Raw genomic sequence first — 19,342 nt, 5'->3', positions numbered from 1 at the left:
ACGGAATGGTGCCGGGGGGAGAGCGCAGGGTGGCGCGATGGTTGGTGACGGGATCACTCGGGGCGTGCGTGGTGTTCACCGTCGGGGTGGTGGGGTGGGACGCACTAAGGCTGACGGATCGTCAGGTCCCGTTCGTGGCCGATGCGGTGAGGGCGGAGCGGCTGGCCGGGTTGGGGGTTGAACAGCATCCCGGGAAGGGGCGGTACTACGTGCCGGAGCAGGCCGTGTTGGTGCGGCGGGCGAACGGGGGTGCTGTCGGGTATCTGCATTACCGGCTGGGCGGGGGTGTGGATGTCAACGTCGAGGATTTCCTGCGGACTTACGACCTTGGCGAGCCGGGGGGAGCGGTGGCGATTCCGGAGGATCTGCGGGAGGCGTTGCCTGGGGACGAGCCGGGTGATGGGGCGTTGGTGCCCGGGCAAGCGGGGCGGCAGGTGTTTGTGGTGCGGGCGGTGGGGGGTGAGCTGCCTGGGGGCGGGGATGTGTATGTGCGGGCCGAGGGGCAGGGGTAGCGGGGGCGTCAGCGGGTGGGGGCGAGGAGGGCCACCAGGTCGGGGGCGGTGAGGCGGTGGAGGGTGTCGGGGGCGGCGTCGAGGGGGCCGGGGTAGAGGCGGTAGAGGGAGCCGGTGAGGGGGGTGGTGGTGGGGAGGTCGGCGTGGAGGAGGGCGAGGAACGTTCGTTGGAGGGTGGGGAGTTCGGTGGTGGTGGCGTCGGGGTCCTGGCGGTGGCGGAGGCGGGCGGCGAAGGTGGGGAGGTCTTCGGTGGGGCGGCGGCGCCAGTGGCGGACGGTGCCGTCGAGGCCGCGGACCAGGACCTCGCCGGTGGTGTGTGCGGCGCGGGCGCAGGCGATGTCCCAGAGGGTGGCGCGCTGGTCGGGGGAGAAGTGGTTGAGGACGTCGCGGCAGAGTTCGGCGATCGCGGTGCGGTAGGCGTTGACGCTGTGGAAGTGGCCGGTGGCGCCGATGTTGAGGTCGGTCCAGGTGAAGTGGCGGTCCGTCAGGTCGACGATCATCGGGACGGAGACCTTGGCGTGGCCGGTCAGGTCCATCCGTTGGCGGACGGCGCGCGGGTGGAGCAGCCGGCTGCCGGGCGGGGTCGCGTCGAGGTCGGCGAAACCGGTGTAGGCCTCCGGGAGTTGGTCGAAGGGGACGTCGTTGTAGCTGAACACCAGCATTACGGCGTACCGGATCCGGGTGGCGGACAGCCGTTCGAGGTCCAGGTCGACGAACTCGGTGGCGCCGTCCGGTGGCGGGGCGGAGATGTAGTCGCCGGAGTGTACGGCGGCGCGCTGTCCGAACATCAACTGGGTGTAGTCGCACAGGCCGCGGAACTTCCAGTCCGCGTCGTACAGGGCGACGGAGAGGTCGAGGTCGACGCGCCGGCGCTGCGGTTGCAGCCAGTGCAGGAACAGCCGCAGGCGGTCGCCGGTCGGTAGCGGCAGGCGGCTGCCGCGCGGTACCGGGACCAGGACGCGGGCGGCCGCGCGTTCGGCGAACGGGACGGCCATGCCGGTCAACGCCTCGTCGAGGACGGCGAGTTCGGGGCGGTCGGCGGGCTCAGGGGTGGCGCGGCGGAGCAGTTCCTGCTCGATCAGGGCGACCACCGGGGCGCTCAACTCGGCCGGGACGACGGTGCCGTGGTCCTCCCGGGCGTGCACGGAGGCGGCCGGGCCGCGCAGGAAGTGCAGTCGTCGTTCGCCCGCGGTGCGCGGGCCGCGCAGGCGGCCGTACGCGCCGAGCAGCGGGCCGGGCGCGACCCGGGGCAGGGCGCGGGCCAGTACGGCGAGCAGTTCGGGTGGCAGCGGTTCGCCGGGCGACATGATCGCGTGCACGCGGAGGAGGTGGTGCAGGCGGCGGGTCAACTCGCCCGGGCGGGACGAGAGTTCGTTGAGGGCGATCGAGACGTCGCCGGTCGCGAGCAGGCCCTCCACCCGGGAGGCGAACCCGGTGTGCGAAAGCCGTCGGCGGCCGTCCGGGCCGGTGGTGATGCGTAGCGGTGCGGGCGGTGTGGCCAACTCCGGTGCGGCGGACGGTCCGTCGAGGTCGGTGCCGCGCAGCAGGGCGAATGCGGCGGCCACCGAGGGGAAGCGGCCCGCGTGCTCGAAGGGGTGCAGCAACTCGCCGACGCGCAGCCAGGGTTCGCGGTGGCGGCGGAGGTCCTCGGCGAGAGCCGAGGTCGGCAGTCCGGCCAGGATTTCCAGCAGGCCGCGACGCACCGGGCGGGGCAGCTTGCGCAGTCGCAGGCGGCGGGCGGTGGAGCGCTGGAGATCCGGTTCGGCGCCCGAGAACGCCCAGAGCAGGCGCAGCACGTCGGTCGCGGTGTCGATCCGTTCCGCCAGGAAGGGGAGGGCCAACTCGCCGTCGCGGCGCATCAGTTCGGCCAGTGCGTGGGCCTTGGTCTCGCGTACCGGTATCTCGGCGGGCAGTCGGCGGGGCAGGTCGGCCGGGGCGTGGGCGAGCAGGGTGGCCAGGTCGTCGCGGTCCTGCGGGCCGAGGGGGGTGCGGCGGCTCAGCAGGCTGTTCAACTCGGCCATGGCGGCGTCAATGTGATGCTGCATCAGGAGCCGGAGCGGCCGTAGCTGGTCGGTTGTCGGGGGGTCGGCCTGGCCCTTGTGCGGCGGCGGGGCCGCCTTGGGGGTGGTGCGGCTTCCGCCGACCAGGAGCGGGCGTTCGGCGAGGGGCTCCCAGCAGGCGGGGCAGTGGGCGGCCCGGCCGACCGTGGTCAGTTCGTCGAGGCAGTCGAGGCAGAGCAGGTGGGCGCACGGGGCGAGGATCCCGATGCCGGCCTCCGCGCCGGTCCGGGCGCAGCGGGTGCAGGGCTGGTTCGGCTGGTTGCGCAGGAAGGCCCGCATCTGGCGGCTGTGCTGCATCCGGGCGGTGTCCGGGACGGCGTCCGGGAAGCGGCGGAACAGCGGGGTGTGGCGGCGGCCGGTGCCCAGCAGGTGGTCGATCCGGGCGAGCAGCGCCGTGCCGGTCTCGGCCAGCCGCAGCGGGGCCAACCTGGCCAGGGCGGTGCGCAGTTCGGCCGTCGGCAGGTAGCCGCGGGACGCCAGGTCGGCGTCCAGCGCGGTCAGTCCGCGCAGGCTCCACGGGTCGGGCTCGGGCAGCAGTTCGGCCGGATCGACGGCGACGGCGGCGCGGCGGCGGAGCAGGAAGGAACCGAGGTCGAGGTCGACACTGGCGTCGAACCGGGCCCGGCTGGCTCGGGGCGTGCGAACGGGATCCCCCACGGAGACGGAAGACGAGAGTGCGGGCGGAGAGGGGGCGCGCTGATCTTTTCGGAGAAGGAGAAGGAAGCACGCCGCGGAGCCGCCCGCCGGGGCAGCCTAGCGGAGGCGCCGGGGCGCGCCAACGGATTTGATTCGACCGCGAATCCCGGGCAAGTGCGGTCGTCAGATCAGGGGTGGGCGGCCGAGGCGGGTGAGGTGCCAGACGGTGTGCCAGCGCATGGGGCGGCGGGGTGGGCAGGAGGTGCGGAGGCCCTCGGCGAAGCCGGCGAACCAGGAGGTGAGGCCGGGGAGGGAGCGGGTGCGGGCGAGGGTGAGCAGGAGCCAGGTGGTGAGGTAGAGCGGGACGAGTGCGGCGGGGAGGCGGCGCTTGGCGAGCCAGACGCGGTTGCGGGCCGTGTAGCGGTAGTAGACGGCGTGCCGGGCGGGGGAAGTCTTCGGGTGCTGGAGGACCACCTGCGGGTCGTACTGGATGGTCCAGCCGTCGTCCAGGGCGCGCCAGGCGAGGTCGGTCTCCTCGTGGCCGAACCGGAACTCGCCCGCCCACAGGCCGGTGCGGCGCAGCATCGGCACCGAGAGGGCGTGGCCGCCGCCGAGGAACGCGGTGACCAGGCCGGCCCGCAGCGGGTCGGACGCCCGCAGGCGGGGGACGTGGCGGCGCTGGGTCTCGCCGTGCTCGTCCGCGATCCGGAACGCGACGATCCCCAACCGGGGCTCTGCGGCGTAGCGTTCGGCGACGCGGCGGAACACGTCGTCGGCGATCAGCAGCCCGTCGTCGTCCAGTTCGACGACGACGTCGATGTCGCCGGCGTCCAGCAGTGATTGGAGGCCGACGTTGCGCGCGCCCGGGCAGCCCGGGTTGTCGGTGAGGGGGAGTTTTTCGAGCCCGGGCCGGTCCACGTCGGTGAGCGGGCACGCGCTGCCGACCAGTACGACGCGCTGCGCGGGCAGGTCCTGGCGGTCCACCGAGTCCAGCAGGGCGGTGAGTTCGCGTGGGCGGTTGCCCATGGTGACGATCACGACGCCGATTCGTGGTGTGCTCATCTGCTGGACTCCGGTGCGGGACGGGCGGGTTCGGCCCCGATGGTAGCGGGAGGGGCCGGTCAGCCGTCGAACGTGCTTGTGGCGGTGAGCTGTTCGAGGAAGGTGCGCAGGTCGGGGGCGAGGGCGAGTTCGGTGCCGGCCTCGGCGTCGAGCCAGGTGACGGAGGGCTCGCGGTGCGGGCCGCGGGCGCGGTAGTCGAGGGCGATCCACCAGTGGCCGTCGCCGCAGAGCAGGACCACGGGCGAGGGCAGTTCCCACTCGCCGATCAGGTACGGGGTGTCGAGCAGGGAGAGGGCGTCCGGCCGGTGGCCGATGCCGAGCAGGTGGTCGAACGGGACGTGGTCGTCGCTCCAGGAGGTGGGGCGTCCGGTCGGGAAGGCGGCGTACTCGTCGGTGATCGCGCCGCCGTTGCGCCGGCGCAGCAGGGCGAGCAGCTCGGCGGGCAGGGTGACGCCGAGCAGGCGCTGCGCCTCGGCGACGGCGGCGTCGGTGAGTGGCGGCTGGGTGAAGGTGGGGGAGTCGTCCCAGAGGAGTTGCACAGGGGCAGGATCTCAGGCCGGGTAGGCGTGGGTCTGGGTGGCCTTGACGGCGGCCCAGACGCGGGTGCCGGGGGTGAGGTCGAGGTCGGCGGCGGCGGTGGGGGTGAGGTCGGCGGCGAGGGGGAGGGGGCCGGTGAGGTCGACGCGGAAGCGGTCGCCGTGCAGGTCGAGGCCGGCGACGGTGCAGGGGAAGAGGTTGCGGGCGCTGGTCTCGGGGCGGTGGCGGTGCAGGGTGACCGCGTCGGGCGGGAAGGCGACGAACGCGGGGCCGGCCAACTCCTCGTCGGTGGCGAGGACTTGGCCCTCGGGGAGGGTGACGTGGCGGCCGTTCGCGGTGCCCTGGTACAGGTTGAGGCCGACCAGGCGGGCGATGTAGTCGGTGCGCGGCCGGCGGGCGACCTCCGCGGGGCGGCCGGTCTGGACGACCTGGCCGGCCTCGATGACGACCAGGCGGTCGGCGAGCACCATCGCGTCCAGCGGGTCGTGCGTGACGAGGACCGCGACGGCCTCGAACTCGGCCAGGTGGCGGCGGAGTTCGGCGCGGACGTCGAGCCGGGTGCGGGCGTCGAGTGCGGCGAGTGGTTCGTCCAGCAGCAGCAGGCGGGGGCGGACGGCGAGGGCGCGGGCGAGGGCGACGCGCTGGGCCTGGCCGCCGGAGAGTTTCGCGGGGCGGCGTCCGGCGTGCTCGGCGACGCCCATCCGATCCAGCCAGGGCAGTGCCTCGGCGCGGGCGGCGGCGCGGCGAAGTCCCTTGCAGCGCAGGCCGAACGCGACGTTGTCGAGCGCGGACAGGTGCGGGAAGAGCAGGTAGTCCTGGAAGACCACGCCGATCGGGCGCTGCTCGGCGGGCCGGAACACGTCGTCGGCGGGGGAGTCCAACTGCTCGCCGTCGAGGGCGAGATGGCCGCCGGTGAGGGGGAGCAGCCCGGCGAGGGCGCACAGGGCGGTGGACTTGCCGGCGCCGTTCGGGCCGAGCAGGGCGACGACTTCTCCGGGTTGTGCGGAGAGCGCCACGTCGAGCGTGAACGGGCCGCGGTCGACGAGGAGTTGGGCGTCCAGAGCAGGGTTCACGGGGTGGACATCCAGCGGTCGCGCAGTCCGGCGAGGACGGCGATGGAGACGGTGAGCAGGATCAGGCTGAGCGCGATCGCCGCCTCGGGGTCGGACTCCATGGCGAGGTACACGGCCAGCGGCATGGTCTGGGTGCGGCCCGGGAAGTTGCCGGCGAAGGTGATGGTGGCGCCGAACTCGCCGAGCGCGCGGGCCCAGGCGAGCACCGCGCCGGCCCCGATGCCGGGGGCGACCAGCGGCAGGGTGACCCGGCGGAACGCGGTGAGCCGGGACGCCCCGAGGGTGGCGGCGGCCTCCTCGTAGCGCGGGTCGGCGGCGCGCAGTGCGCCCTCCACGCTGATCACCAGGAACGGCATGGCGACGAACGCCTCGGCGACCACCACGCCGGCGGTGGTGAACGGGAGGGTGATGCCGGTCGCCGAGTCCAGCCAGCGGCCGACGATGCCGTTGCGGCCGAGCACCAGCAGCAGCGCGACGCCGCCGACCACCGGCGGCAGCACCAGCGGCAGGGTGACCAGGGCGCGCAGCAGCCGGCGGCCGGGGAACTCGGTGCGGGCCAGCAGCCAGGCCAGCGGGACGCCGAGCAGCAGCGAGATGCCGGTGGCGGCGGTCGCGGAGATCAGCGACAGCCGCAGCGCCTGCCAGACCTCGGGGCCGGTGAGCAGCGCGGGCAGCGCGCTCCACGGGGCGCGGATCAGCAGGCCGAGCAGCGGCAGGACGAGGAAGGCGAGGCCGAGCAGCGCGGGAAGCAGCAGGGCGGCGGGGACCCGGGTGGTCCCCCGGGGCCGCCGCCGGCCCCGGGGGTGTGGTGCGGGAGTGGTTCGGGGGGTGCTCACGGGACCTGGAAGCCGGCCTCGGTCAGCACGTTGCGGGCGTCCATGGAGTTCAGGTAGCCGAGGAACGCCGCGGCGCCGTTGCTGTTGGGCGCCTTGCCGAGGGCGACGACCGGGTAGTCGTTGACGGCCTGCGCGGCCTCGGGGAACTCCACGCCGTCGATCTTCGCGGCGTCCGCCTTCACGTCCGTCCGGTACACCAGCGAGGCGTCCACCTCGCCGAGTTCGACCTTGGTGAGCGCGCCCTTGACGTCCTGCTCGTAGGTGGCGGGGGTGAGTTCGACGCCGGCGGCCTTCAGTGCGGTGACGGCGGCGGCGCCGCACGGCACCTCCTTGGCGCACAGTGCGGTCTTCGCGCCGCCGAGGTCCTTCAGGCCGGCGATGTGCTTGGGGTTGCCCTTGGCGACGGCGATCTCCAGCGTGTTGCGGACGAACACCCTCGGGTCCTCGCCGGTCAGCTTGGCGTCCGTCACGGTCTTCATGGTGGCGGGGCTGGCCGCGGCGAACACGTCCACGGGTGCGCCGGAGACGATGCTCTGGGCGAGGGCGGAGGAGCCGCCGAAGTTGAAGGTCACCTTGGTGCCCGGGTAGGCGGCCTCGAAGCGCTTGCCGAGCTCGGTGAAGGACTCCTTGAGCGAGGCCGCCGCGAACACCGTCACCGTGCCGTCGACCTTGGGGGCGTTCTGCGTGCCGTTGTTCGACGTGGGGTTGGCGGTGCACGCGCTCAGCGCAGCCGCGAGGGCGAGCACGGCGGTGGCGGCGAGGAGGCTTCTGGCGCTGCGCATGGATGGTTCCCCTGGTCGTGGTGGGCGGTCGCGGCGATTTGTCGGGGGCCGATCAGCTGATCATAGTGCCGCAACTGCTGGGCTCAAGGGGGAGACCCCCTCGCACCAGCGACCTTAAGCCGAACTTAAGGGCTGCATGTGCCATACCTCAAGCACCAGATCAGGCCAATGATCGTTCCTCTCGCCATGCCCCGCCCCCCGGGAGATACTGACGCAGTGTCAGCGAACCCCTACCGTCCGGGGCTCGCCCGCCGACGGAGGGGGAACTCCATGACCGCGACCACCCGCGTGCCCGGCCCGGCCGGACTGCCGCTGATCGGCTCGCTGCTCGACCTCAAGCGCGACCCGCTCGCCACCTACGTCGCCGCCCACCGCGACCACGGCGACGTGCTGCGCATCCAGGCCGGCCCGCCCGGACTGCGCGCCGAGATCTACCTGGTCTGCTCGCCCGAGGGCGCCCAGCAGGTGCTGGCCACCGAATCGTCCAACTTCCGCAAGGACAACGTCTTCTACGGCGAGATCCGGGCCAGCTTCGGCAACGGCCTGCTCACCGCGCAGGACGAGGACTACCTGCGCCAGCGCCGCCTCGTTCAGCCGCTGTTCACCCGCCGCCGGGTCGACCAGTACGCGGACGCCATCGGCGTCGAGGCCGAATCGCTGGTGCAGCGCTGGGCCGACGCCCCCGACGGAACGGTGGACCTCGCCGAGGAGATGTCCCGGTTCGCGCTGCGCACCGTGGCCCGGATCCTGTTCGGCCAGGACGTCGAACAGGCCGTGGAGACCGTCCACCACGCCTTCCCGATCCTCGGCGCGTTCGTCCGCGACCGCGGCTTCGCTCCCGTCCGGTTGCCCCGCGAATGGCCACTGCCCGGGCACCGCAAGGCACTTGAGGCCGAACGCGCGCTGTACGCGGTGTGCGACGGGATCATCGCCCGGCGGGCCGCCGAGGGCGACGCCGAGGAACGGGACGGGGAGGACCTGCTCGGCCTGCTCGCCAAGGCCCGCGACGAGGACGGCAACCGGCTCGACGCCACCGAACTGCGCGAACAGGTGCTGATCTTCCTGCTGGCCGGCCACGAGACCACCGCCACCTCGCTGACCTTCGCCCTGCACCTGCTCGCCAAGCACCCCGAACAGCAGCGCCTGGCGTACCAGGAGGCCGCCGAGCTGCTCGCCGAAGGGCGCCGTCCCACCGCCGCCGACTACGCCCAACTCCCGTACCTGACACGGGTGCTGAAGGAGGCGATGCGGCTCTACCCGGCCGCGCCCTCGGTCGGCCGGCGGGCCGTCGAATCCACCGTGGTCGGCGGCGTCGAGATCCCGGCCGGCGCGGACGTGCTGATCGCTCCGTACGTGACGCACCGCCACCCCGAGCACTGGGACGACCCCGAGCGCTTCGACCCCGAGCGGTTCACGCCCGAGCGGGAGGCCGCCCGTCACCGCTACGCCTGGTTCCCGTTCGGCGGCGGCCCGCGCGCCTGCATCGGTCAGCACTTCTCGATGCTGGAGTCGGTGCTCGCGCTGGCCGTGCTGCTGCGGGAGTTCGAGATCACGGCCGTCGACACCGATGTCCCGCTCGGGCAGGGCATCACGCTGGAGGTGCGCGGTCCGGTCCGGGTGAAGCTGACGCCACGTCAGTAGCAAGTGTGCCGCCCGCTCCCCGACTTGACGGGGGGAGCGGGCGGATGGCTCAGGCAGTGTGGGTGAGCTTCACCAGGCAGAGGGTGACCGGGTTGGGGCTCTCCTTGCGGACGAGCATGTTGTCACTCTCGGGGAAGGCGTCGCAGGCGTCGTCGGCGGTCGAGGAGGAGCGGCCGACCACCTTGGAGTCCGCGTCCTTGGCGCCGCAGTCGACCACGACGATGAAGGTGCGGGTGGAGCCGCCGACCGTGCGCAGGCAGTCGCCGGCCTTGACGTTCGCCGGGTCGGCGACGGAGCTCGTGGCCGTGGGGGTCGGGTAGCTGCTGACGTGCACCCGGACCGGGGCGGGGCCGGTCGCCCCGTCGCGCCAGGAGTGGCCGCCGTTCCAGACGAGCGCGGCGATCAGCAGCACCGGCAGCAGCAGGCCGAGGACCTGCACCCGCTGCCACAGCGGACGGCCCACCGGCATCGGGGTGCCCGGCGCGCCCGGCAGCGGCGGGGGCAGCCGGCGGACCTTCGACCAGGCGCCGAGGTTGCTCAGCATGGTGATCGGGTTGATCAGCATCGAGCCGATGCCCCACCAGCCCTGCCACAGGCTGTTCGAGGTCATCCGACGCACCGACGCCAGTCCGCAGTCGCGGCAGAACGGGCCCCGCAGCTTGAGGAACCGCATGAGCACGATGAAGCCCTGGTGGCCGCGGACCGTGGCCTCCACGGCCGGGACCGAACCGCAGAAACGACAGAACGGTCCGTGGAACGGCGCCTGCGGGGCGGAAGCGGTCTCGGCCCCCGGAGCGGCGTACGTCGGAGCACCGAATGCGCCGGACGGCGGGGGCGGGACGGAATTGGACACGTAGATCCTCGAATTGATGTTCCAGCTGGGAAGTACGCGGAGAGTAGCGGGTCCGGCCGACAGTCCGCATCCCGGTTGAAGCCCGGCGCCCGGCGGAGCATGCGGGGGGCATAGGCCAAGGGCCCATTCGAGCACACCGAACCCACGCCGCGTGGTGCTTTTCAGATCTTCTGGTGACCATCTATCAACTCTGGGTAGCGTCCAGCGTCCCCGGATCAACAAGAGCCCTGGCACCCAGGAGCTTTGACTCAGAAGAGCGCGGGCGAGCGCCGCCGGGCACTCGCGGGAGGCAACCCATGGGATCGATGGACCACTTCAGTGTCGGCTGGCTCACCCCAGTCCTCTCCTACGCGATGGCCTGCGTCGGCGCGGCCCTCGGCCTGCGCTGCACCCTGCGCGCGCTGTCCGCCACCGGCGCCTCCCGCCGCAACTGGCTGCTCACCGCCGCCGCCGCGATCGGCTCCGGCATCTGGACCATGCACTTCGTCGCCATGTTCGGCTTCGCCGTGGACGGCACCGAACTGCGCTACGACGTACCGCTGACGGTGCTCAGCCTGCTGGTCGCGATAGCCGTGGTCGGCCTCGGCGTGTTCGTCGTCGGCCACGGCCGGCACCGCGGCCGCAGCCTGCTGCTCGGCGGACTCACCACCGGACTCGGCGTCGCCGCCATGCACTACCTCGGCATGGCCGCCGTCCGCATCCACGGCGAACTGCAGTACCGGTTCGGCACCGTGGCGCTCTCCGTGCTGATCGCCGTCGGTGCCGCCACCGCCGCGCTCTGGGCCGCCGTCACCATCCGCAACGTGTACGCCGCCGCGGCCGCCTCGCTGGTCATGGGCATCGCCGTCAGCTGCATGCACTACACCGGCATGGCCGCCGTGCACGTCCACATGGAACCCGCCCGCACCGGCCTCGGCGGCGCCACCGCCATGCAGTTCATCTTCCCGCTGGCCGTCGGACTCGGCTCGTTCCTGTTCCTCACCGCCGCGTTCGTCGCGCTCTCCCCGACCGCGCAGGAACGTGCCGCCTACCGCGAGGCCGGCCAACTCGCCGTCGAGGAACTCGCCGTCGACGAACTCGGCCGCGCCGCCTGACCGGTCGTCATCCGCCCTGTCGCCATCTCAACGCTCGCCCGGCCCGATGCGCCGAACCCCCCGAAAGGCCGTCCCCGCCCATGCGCCCACCCCGAGGCACCTCCCGCAGCGGACCACCCGCCCCCAGCGCTACCCGCGGACCCGCCCGCAACCGGCCCGGCGCCCCCCGGCGCGGCGCCCACGCCGGACCGCCCGCCGACGAAACCCCGCTGCCCGCAGCCCCGTTGGCCCGCCCCGGCCTGCGCCCGCGCACCGTCCGGGCCCGGATCGTCGCCGTCCTGATGCTCCCCGTGGTCGCGCTGATGGCGCTGTGGTCGTTCGCCACCGTCAGCACCGCCGGCGACGTCTGGGAACTGCTGCGGATCAAGAACGTCGAAACCACCCTGCGCACCCCCCTCGACCGCACCGTCACCGCCCTGCAGGCCGAACGCGCCGCCGCCGGCCAACTCCTCGCCACCAACGGCCCCGACGCCGCCCGCGACAGCGAACTGCGCGCCGCCGCCCAGAACACCGACAACGCCGCCGCCCCGCTCACCCTCGCCCCCGGCTACAACCGCGCCGACGCCGAAGGACTCGGCAACGAGACCGCCGGCCGCCTCGACGCCCTGGCCCGCGCCGTCGCCGCCCTCCCCGCGCTGCGCCGCCAGATCTCCGGCCACGGTGTCCGCTGGGACGACGCGTACAACGCCTACACCGCGGCCGTCGACAACGCCCTCGCGGTGGCCGGCTCGCTCACCGCCCTGCAGGACCACCGGGTCGCCGCCGACGCCCGCGCACTGCTCGAATTCGCCCGCTCCCGCGAACAACTCGCCCGCGAGGACGCCCTGTTGCGCGCCGCCGCCCGGGCCGGCCGGCTCGACGACACCCAGTACCGCACCGTCCAACAGGCCGCCTACGCCCGCGCCCAGTTCGAACAGGCCGCCGCACCCGACCTGCGCCCCGCCGACCGCGCCGCGCTGGCCACCGTCACCAACGGCCCCGACTACCAGGAACTGCGCCGCTACGAGGAAGCCGTCACCGCCGCCGGCGACCCGCACGCCGCGCTCGCCGCCGTCCCCGCCGACCGCTGGGCCACCGTCGCCGCCACCACCGCCCACGACCTCGCCGCCGTCGAACAGCAGGCCGGCGAGACCGCCGCCGAACGCTCCGACCCCTACGCCCTCGGCCTGTTCACCACCTCCGGCGCCACCGTGCTGCTCGGCCTGCTCGCCGTCCTCGCCTCCCTGCTGGTCTCCGTCCAGATCGGCCGCGGCCTGGTCGCCGAACTGCACGCCCTGCGGAACTCCGCACTCGAACTCGCCGGACGCAAACTCCCCGCCACCATGCGGAGGCTGAGGTCCGGCGAGGAGGTCGACGTGGACACCGAGGCGCCGCTGCGGGAACACGGCGGCGACGAGATCGGCCAGGTCCACCAGGCCCTCGACACCGTCCAGCGGGCCGCCGTCACCGCCGCTGTCGAACGCGCCGAAGTGCTGTCCGGCGTCTCCGGCGTCTTCGTCAACCTCGCCCGCCGCAGCCAGGTCCTGGTGCACCGCCAACTCACCCTGCTGGACGCCATGGAGCGCCGCACCGAGGACCCCGCCGAACTCGACGACCTGTTCCGGCTCGACCACCTCACCACCCGGATGCGCCGCCACGCCGAAGGCCTGATCATCCTCTCCGGCGCCGCCCCCGGCCGCGCCTGGCGCAAGCCCGTCCCGCTCACCGACGTGGTCCGCGCCGCCGTCGCCGAGGTCGAGGAGTACGCCCGGGTCGACGTCCAGCGCCTCCCGCACGCCGCCGTCACCGGTCCCGCCGTCGCCGACCTCACCCACCTGCTCGCCGAACTCGTCGAGAACGCCACCGGATTCTCGCCCCCGCACACCAAAATCCACATCCGCGGCGAACAGGTCGGCACCGGCTACGTGGTGGAGATCGAGGACCGCGGCCTCGGCATGGGCCCCGAAGCCCTCGCCGACGCCAACCGGCGGATCGCCGCCAGCGACCAGGTCGACCTCTTCGACAGCGACCGGCTCGGCCTGTTCGTGGTCAGCCGGCTCGCCAAGCGGCACGGCGTCAAGGTCGCGCTCCGGCCGTCGGCGTACGGCGGCACCACGGCCGTCGTGCTGCTGCCGACCGAGCTGCTCGACCTGCGCGGCGTCGAGGCGGACGGACTCTCGCCCGACGGATTCGTCGAAGCCGCCTACCCCGCACGGCCGTTGATCCCGCCATCGGTACCCGGACGGGCCGCGGCCACCGCGCTGGCGGAGCCGCCTCCCGCGCCTGCGTCGTTGCTCCCGTCCGCGCCGCCGACGCCGTTGCTCCCGTCCGCGCCGCCCTCGCCCGCGCTGCCCGCCGACGGGGACGACCAACTGCCGCGCCGGGTACGGCAGGCCAGCCTCGCGCCGCAACTGCGCGACGCCCCCGAACCCGCCCGGCCCGGGCTGCGCCCCGGCTCGCCCGCCGCGCCCGCCTCGTTCGCCGACCGCGACCCCGAGCAGGCCCGCGCCGCGATGGCCGCGTTCCAGCACGGCTGGGCCCGGGGCAGCGCCCCCGACACCCGTCCTTTCGAGCGAGGAGACCGCCCCCGATGATCGGCACCGCCCACCACACCGGCGAACTGAACTGGCTGCTCGACGAGTTGGTCACCCGCACCGCCCAGGTCAAGTTCGCCGTGATGCTCTCCGCCGACGGCCTGTCGATGGGCAACTCCACCGGCCTGGCCCGCGAGGACACCGAGCACCTGGCCGCCGTCGCCTCCGGCTTCCACAGCCTCGCCAAGGGCGCCGGCCGGCACTTCGACGCCGGCCAAGTTCGCCAGACCATGGTCGAGTTGGAGCGCGGCTACCTACTGGTCGCCGCCGCCGGCCAGGCCTCCTGCCTGGCCGTCTTCGCCGGCCCCGACGCCGATCTCGGCCTGGTCGCCTACGAGATGGCCCGCCTGGTGCGCCGGGTCGGCGAACACCTGGCCGCCGCCCCCCGCGGCCCCCAGGAGGGGTGACCCCCGTTGGCCTACCCCCCGCGCCACTACCTGCCCGGCTCCCCGTTCGGCTACCCGCCGCCGCCCGACCGCCCCGTCCAGTGGTACGACGAGGCCGCCGGCCCGATGGTCCGCCCCTACGCGCTCACCAAAGGCCGCACCCGCCCCGGCCAGCCCTTCGACCTGATCGCGCTGGTCGTCACCGATGTCTTCGATCCGGCGGCTCTGCCGGTCGGCCCCGAACAGGCCGCCATCCTCCACCTGTGCCAGGGCAACGCACTGTCCGTCGCCGAGATCGCAGCCGACCTCGACCTGCCGCTCGGCGTCGTCCGGGTCCTGCTCGGCGACCTCCTCGACGCCGAACACATCCGGGTCAGCCGTCCCGTCCCCCCGGCCCTGCTCCCGCACGAGCACATCCTCCAGGAGGTCATCCATGGACTTCGCGCGCTCTGACGACCTGGCCCTGAAGATCCTGGTCGCGGGCGGCTTCGGCGTCGGCAAGACCACCCTGGTCGGCGCCGTCAGCGAGATCAAACCGCTGCGCACCGAGGAACAACTGACCGCCGCCGGCACCCACATCGACGACCTCGGCGGCGTCGAACGCAAGACCACCACCACCGTCGCCATGGACTTCGGCCGGATCACCATCCGCGAAGGCCTGTCCGTCTACCTCTTCGGCACCCCGGGCCAGGACCGCTTCTGGTTCCTCTGGGACGAACTCGCCCAGGGCGCCCTCGGCGCCGTCGTCCTCGCCGACACCCGCCGCCTCACCGACTGCTTCCCCGCCGTCGACTTCTTCGAGCACCGCGGCATCCCGTTCGTGGTCGCCGTCAACCACTTCGACGGCACCCGCGCCTTTCACCCCGAGGAGGTTTCGCGGGCCCTCGACCTCGACTGCGGCACCCCCGTGATGCTGTGTGACGCGCGGGAGCGGGGATCGGGAAAGACCGTGCTGATCAACCTCGTTGAGCACGCCGGGAAGGTGCACGCGGCGAGAGTGCTGGCGGAGAGCGGAAGTTGACCTGTGGGTGTGCAGTCCCGGCCGGTTCGATTCGCGGCGGCCTCGCTGCGGGGCGACCCTGGACGAGGGGCGCAACGCCGCAGGGGCGGGCCGCGACCGCGCGGGCGGCGGCAGATACCCGCAGTAACCAGGAGGACGGCATGACCACGGCCAAGGACATCATGCACCCGGGTGCCCACTGGATCACCAAGAGCGACAATCTCCTGCACGCCGCCCAGCTGATGCGCCAGTTGAACGTGGGCGCGCTGCCCGTCGGCGACGAGACCAACAGCGAACGGCTGTGCGGAATCATCACCGACCGCGACATCGTGCTGAAGTGCGTCTCGCAGGGCCTCAGCCCGGCCGACTGCAAGGCGTCCGACATCATCGAGGGCACCCCGCGCTGGATCGACGCGGACGCCGGCATCGACGAAGTCCTGCGCGAGATGGAGAGCCACCGCATCCGCCGGCTCCCCGTGATCGACAACAAGCGGATGGTCGGCATGATCAGCGAGGCGGACCTGGCCAGGCACCTGCCGGAGAACCAGCTCGCCGAGTTCGCCGAGCGCATCTACGCGGCGAGTCCGATGTAGCGAGCGCAGCCTCAGTTGATGCCTTCGACCTGAGGAGGCGGCAGTTCGCCCGCGCAGGCGGCGGCCGAGGCGGTCAGCCAGGTCAGCAGTTGGGAGGCGAGCGGCCAGGACGTCAGTGACCGGGCGTCCACGGCCGCGGCGAGCGGTGCCAGCAGGTCGCCGGTGAGCAGCGGCGGTGGAAGCGTCGGCAGGAGGTGAAGTTCGGTTCCGTCCGTGCCGACCTGGACGACCGTCCGCACGAAGGCCTGGAACTCCTTCAGGTCCGGTCGGCCGTGTTCCGTGAAGAGACGAGTGAGCGGCTGGGTCGCGGCCACGGGGTAGTACTGGTGGAGAAACCGCTGGAACTCGATGCTGCCGAGGGGCGGAAGGCCGGGCAGGTCGGAGGCGAGGACGGCCGCGCGTGAGGAGCTGTCCAGCGCCTCCAGGGCCCGATCGAGCCGTTCGGCCGCCGCTGTCCGGGAGCCGCAGTTCGTTGTGGCCCAGTGCTGGAGCAGCGCCAGCCCCGTGACCAGCCCCACGTCGCGGGAGCGGACCGCGTTGGTGACGGCCAGCAGCACGACTTCCGACGCCCCGTCGTTCTGGTCGGCCACCTTCACCAGAGCGTCCGCGGCGGCGGGGAAAGTCGGTCCGATCGGCCCCTTCAGCACTTCGCAGGCGTGGGCGACCAGCAGCCGGTGGTGCCGGGGGTGCGCCCGGGCGAGGTCGTCCTCCACGAGGGACGCGGCCAGCGCCAGGCCGGGGCGGACGGTCATCGTCACCCGGTCCTCGGTGTCGGCGGCGCGCAGCACGGTGATCAGGCCGTCGCGCAGGTGCGGGCGCTGGGTGAAGATGCCGGCGGCGGCGAGCAGCCACGTGTGGTGCCAGGCCGGCTGTCCCGCGAGCCGCTGGAGCCGGGGCAGGATGTCCGCTTCCGGGCCGGAGATCAGCGCCTTGGCGGCCATGAACTCCTGGAGGCTGCGCACCTCGAAGCCGACCATCTCCGCCTCGGGGGCGACCAGCAGGACCAGGCGTTCGGTGGCGGCGTTGAACAGCTTCGGGGCCAGTTCGGCGGACAGCCCCGGATCCTCGGTCTCGTCGGCGATCCGGGCCCGGGACCGTTCGCGCAGTTCCCGTTCGGGCATGACGGAGTCGAGCGCGTCGGCGAGCCCGGCCCTGGACTGCAGGGTCAGGCCGACGCACTGGTGCATCCAGTCGATGTGGCCCTTGTGCTCGGCCAGCAGCCGCCCGTTCTCGCCGGGCTTGTCCACCTCGCGCGCGTAAATGGTCGAGTAGTACGCCTCGAAGAGCTCGAACCGGTTCTGCGGCATCCTGGTCCGGCGCTCCACCAGCAGCGACATGATGGTCACCTGGAGCGGACTGCTCATCAGGCGCGCCGTGTTGGGCTGCCGCGCCGCCTCGCCGAACCTGGTCACGACCGCCTCGCGCATCTCCGGGTCGTCGGCGTGCCGGGCGTCGGCGAGCCGCTGGGCGTAGTGCATGGCGGCGTCGGGCGACAGCGGGGAGAGCCTCAGCTGCTCGAAGTCGCCGACGTGGAACTCGCCCCGGTAGCCCTGTGGCCGGGTGGTCGCCAGGATCAGGTGATCGGCGTCCAACTGGCGCACGTGGACCAGGAATTCCTCGATCGCGGTCATCACCTCCTCGCGGACCTCGGGCGAGGCCACCTCGTCCAGCCCGTCCAGGACCAGGAACCACGGCCATTCGGCCAGCCACCGGCCCAGGCGCTCCGGGCTGAGCGAGCCGGTGAGTTGACGGCCCATCCGGGACGTCAGAAAGCGCAGGATGCTGCGGTCGCCGCCGGTGGCCAGGTGGTTGGCGAAGTCGTGCAGCGCGATCCGGATCGGCCAGCGCCGCACGCGCGGGCGCGGGATCCCGGCCGCCCGCAGGTCGTTGTGCAGGGTGCGGAGCAGGTCTCTGGCGGTGAACGACAGCAGTACCGCGCCGTCCTCGCCGAGCAGGGCCGCACGGTAGGCCTGGCAGACGAGTTGACCGAGGGTGCTCTTGCCCTGGCCCGGCCCGCCGATCAGTGCCACGTTGAGCAGCCCGGCCTCCGCCGGCCTGCTGGACGGGCGCAGGACGTGGTCGCCGCGCTCGATGATGCGGCGCGCGCTCTGTACGGCGGTCTCCGTCCCGCCGGACGAGATCGTGGCATCGAGGTCGATGGCGACCGTGCCCAGGCTCAGCCGCTGCCGGTCGCCCTCCGCACCGGCCTGGCCCAGTCGGACCCACTGGTCGCTGAGCAACTCGGCGGCGGTGTGCGCGTGGACGAGCTGGGCGGTCTCCCGGACGGCGTCGGCGTCGATGAACTCCCCGATCCGGGCCAGCGGGTCGACCGGTGCGACGAACCCGGCGAACAGGCGGCGCAGGTCGGCGCGCGCGTGGAGACGTACCCGAATGTCCTCCTGGTAAAGGACCCGAAGGCCCTGGAGCCCGTAGGCCGTCAGCTGATGCTTCACCGGTGCCACCGTCGAGCGGCTCCGGAACCTGCTTGTGTGGTTCGTGGCCGAGGGCAGGTTGGTGCACACCAGCACTCGGCGGGCGGAGAGCCCGCGTTTGTCGAGCTCGATCGCGAGCTCCGGCAGCCACGCGCTGGGCGGCAGGTCGCCGCGCCGGGCCGACGGCGGAGCGAACCAGCAGATCACTTCGGTGCCGTCCGGGAGGTGGAGGTCCGCCGGGGCGGTGTGGTCGAGGCCGACGCGCCCGCCCGCCTCGGCGAGCAGGAGGAGACGCACCAGTTGTCCGAAGGCCTGCTCGCCGAGCCGGTCGAGGTCGTACTCCGGGACCCGGGCGGCTCCGACCATCCCGTTCGCCCCGAACGCGGGTGCTGAAGCCGCCGCCGGTGACGCGTCCCGGGCCGCCTCGGCGAGGCCGGCCCAGTACTGCTGAGTCCGTGGCGGCCGACCGGCCGTCTCGGACCAGAGCCGGACCAGCGCCCACAGTGCGTCCGCGCTGTCCGCGGACGGCGCCTGCGCCTGCCGGACGTCCTTGGGGACCCAGTCGCTGACCCGCTGCCCGCGGAAGTCGGCGATGCGGTACGGCGCCTGGCGCAGCGTCCGCTCGATCTCGGCTTGGGACAGCGGGCGCAGATCCTGCTTGCGCCGTGCCGCGTCGGCCTCGGCCTTCAGGGCCCAGAGTTCGCTGTGCAGACGTCGGCGAGGGTCTGGCGTGGCGATCGGTCTGCCCCCTGTCTGAACGTGGCCGCCCGCCCGCCCGCTGCGCCCGCTGCGGGCGGGTGCGGGCAGGGCCGCTACCTGGAGCGTAGCGCCCAACTCGCCCGCACCGCCCGGGGATCGGGCCATCGGGCGGCCGCTCACCCGATGGTGGTGGCACCGCCCCGGCGCTGGGCCCGGGCGGAACGAGAGGCGGGGGTGTACCCGGGATGGCGAACAACGGGCGGCGGGCGACGACGGTGAAGCGGCTGGCGAAGGCGGCGCTGTTCAGCGCGGTGCGGGCGGCCGCGGGGGCCGGGGGGACGGCAGCGGTGGGGCTGGTGGTGTGGTGGGTGCGGCAGCGCTGACGTGAGGGGGCGAGGGCCCGGACGTAAATGGGTGGACGGCGTCCGGGCCGGGTGGGCTAGCATGCCGCCATGTTCCTCATCCGTGACTAGGACCCCGCGCGGCGACCGCCCACCACGACCGGTGGCGCGGTGCCTTCGGCGTCCCTGTTCACCGGCGTGCTGCTCGTTGCCGCGCGCCCGGCTTCTTCGA

At 73.2% G+C, this 19,342-nt stretch carries 17 protein-coding genes; 9 read left to right on the top strand and 8 right to left on the bottom strand.

The annotated features are described in order from the left end of the window. Positions 1-68 precede the first annotated feature (68 nt). Entirely contained in the window at positions 69-512 is a 444-nt protein-coding gene (locus ACFYS8_RS03085; protein WP_387634921.1) for a hypothetical protein, read from the top strand. An 8-nt stretch (positions 513-520) separates the two neighbouring features. Here the strand turns inward: ACFYS8_RS03085 and ACFYS8_RS03080 are convergent, their stop codons facing one another. The 6 genes from ACFYS8_RS03080 to modA form a co-directional block, all read right to left on the bottom strand. Next, the gene (locus ACFYS8_RS03080; RefSeq protein ID WP_387634917.1) at positions 521-3,229 is read right to left on the bottom strand and encodes an MXAN_6230/SCO0854 family RING domain-containing protein; all 2,709 of its coding nucleotides are present in this window, start codon (positions 3,227-3,229) and stop codon (positions 521-523) included. Positions 3,230-3,391: 162 nt separating this feature from the next. Next, positions 3,392-4,270, bottom strand: coding sequence for a glycosyltransferase family 2 protein (locus tag ACFYS8_RS03075; protein ID WP_387634914.1), 879 nt, complete (start codon positions 4,268-4,270; stop codon positions 3,392-3,394). Positions 4,271-4,329: 59 nt separating this feature from the next. Beyond that, positions 4,330-4,809: an SMI1/KNR4 family protein gene (locus ACFYS8_RS03070; protein WP_387634912.1), complete on the bottom strand. Its 480-nt coding sequence runs from the start codon at positions 4,807-4,809 to the stop codon at positions 4,330-4,332. A gap of 12 nt (positions 4,810-4,821) precedes the next feature. Continuing rightward, the gene (locus ACFYS8_RS03065) at positions 4,822-5,880 is read right to left on the bottom strand and encodes an ABC transporter ATP-binding protein (RefSeq protein ID WP_387634910.1); all 1,059 of its coding nucleotides are present in this window, start codon (positions 5,878-5,880) and stop codon (positions 4,822-4,824) included. Continuing rightward, complete coding sequence (locus ACFYS8_RS03060; RefSeq protein WP_387634908.1) at positions 5,877-6,716, bottom strand: ABC transporter permease; 840 nt, start codon at positions 6,714-6,716, stop codon at positions 5,877-5,879. Before ACFYS8_RS03060 ends, ACFYS8_RS03065 begins: the two co-directional genes overlap by 4 nt. Continuing rightward, a complete protein-coding gene (modA, locus tag ACFYS8_RS03055; RefSeq protein ID WP_387634905.1) occupies positions 6,713-7,498 on the bottom strand; it encodes a molybdate ABC transporter substrate-binding protein in 786 nt (261 codons plus the stop codon). The genes ACFYS8_RS03060 and modA overlap by 4 nt, the downstream gene beginning before the upstream one ends. Positions 7,499-7,768: 270 nt before the next feature. Here modA and ACFYS8_RS03050 point away from each other — a divergent pair, with 270 nt between their 5' ends. Then, positions 7,769-9,139: a cytochrome P450 gene (locus tag ACFYS8_RS03050; RefSeq protein WP_387634903.1), complete on the top strand. Its 1,371-nt coding sequence runs from the start codon at positions 7,769-7,771 to the stop codon at positions 9,137-9,139. Between the two features lie 49 nt (positions 9,140-9,188). Here ACFYS8_RS03050 and ACFYS8_RS03045 read toward each other — a convergent pair whose 3' ends face one another. Beyond that, a complete protein-coding gene (locus ACFYS8_RS03045) occupies positions 9,189-9,854 on the bottom strand; it encodes a hypothetical protein (protein ID WP_387634900.1) in 666 nt (221 codons plus the stop codon). A gap of 434 nt (positions 9,855-10,288) precedes the next feature. Here ACFYS8_RS03045 and ACFYS8_RS03040 point away from each other — a divergent pair, with 434 nt between their 5' ends. From ACFYS8_RS03040 to ACFYS8_RS03015, 6 genes are all read left to right on the top strand, one after another. Beyond that, on the top strand, positions 10,289-11,086 hold the full coding sequence (locus ACFYS8_RS03040; protein ID WP_387634898.1) for an MHYT domain-containing protein: 798 nt from the start codon (positions 10,289-10,291) through the stop codon (positions 11,084-11,086). A gap of 80 nt (positions 11,087-11,166) precedes the next feature. After that, positions 11,167-13,659: a nitrate- and nitrite sensing domain-containing protein gene (locus ACFYS8_RS03035; RefSeq protein WP_387634896.1), complete on the top strand. Its 2,493-nt coding sequence runs from the start codon at positions 11,167-11,169 to the stop codon at positions 13,657-13,659. Then, entirely contained in the window at positions 13,656-14,066 is a 411-nt protein-coding gene (locus ACFYS8_RS03030; RefSeq protein ID WP_387634894.1) for a roadblock/LC7 domain-containing protein, read from the top strand. The genes ACFYS8_RS03035 and ACFYS8_RS03030 overlap by 4 nt, the downstream gene beginning before the upstream one ends. 105 nt (positions 14,067-14,171) lie before the next feature. After that, positions 14,172-14,498, top strand: coding sequence for a DUF742 domain-containing protein (locus ACFYS8_RS03025; RefSeq protein ID WP_387636817.1), 327 nt, complete (start codon positions 14,172-14,174; stop codon positions 14,496-14,498). Further along, positions 14,479-15,066: an ATP/GTP-binding protein gene (locus tag ACFYS8_RS03020; protein ID WP_387634891.1), complete on the top strand. Its 588-nt coding sequence runs from the start codon at positions 14,479-14,481 to the stop codon at positions 15,064-15,066. The genes ACFYS8_RS03025 and ACFYS8_RS03020 overlap by 20 nt, the downstream gene beginning before the upstream one ends. Before the next feature lie 140 nt (positions 15,067-15,206). Then, positions 15,207-15,638 carry a CBS domain-containing protein gene (locus ACFYS8_RS03015; RefSeq protein WP_387634888.1) on the top strand — a complete coding sequence of 144 codons (432 nt, stop codon included), beginning with the start codon at positions 15,207-15,209 and terminating at the stop codon, positions 15,636-15,638. A gap of 11 nt (positions 15,639-15,649) precedes the next feature. Here ACFYS8_RS03015 and ACFYS8_RS03010 read toward each other — a convergent pair whose 3' ends face one another. Further along, positions 15,650-18,934: an NACHT domain-containing protein gene (locus ACFYS8_RS03010; protein ID WP_387634885.1), complete on the bottom strand. Its 3,285-nt coding sequence runs from the start codon at positions 18,932-18,934 to the stop codon at positions 15,650-15,652. A gap of 80 nt (positions 18,935-19,014) precedes the next feature. Between ACFYS8_RS03010 and ACFYS8_RS03005 the strand changes: the two genes are divergently transcribed. Continuing rightward, positions 19,015-19,152 carry a hypothetical protein gene (locus ACFYS8_RS03005; RefSeq protein WP_387634883.1) on the top strand — a complete coding sequence of 46 codons (138 nt, stop codon included), beginning with the start codon at positions 19,015-19,017 and terminating at the stop codon, positions 19,150-19,152. The last annotated feature ends 190 nt before the right edge of the window (positions 19,153-19,342 follow it).

Origin of the sequence: Kitasatospora sp. NPDC004615 (genome assembly GCF_042873545.1) — a bacterium.
In the GTDB taxonomy this organism is placed as follows: Bacteria; Actinomycetota; Actinomycetes; order Streptomycetales; family Streptomycetaceae; genus Kitasatospora.
Note: the sequence above shows the minus strand (reverse complement) of the source record. Positions and strands in the feature narration are given on the sequence as shown.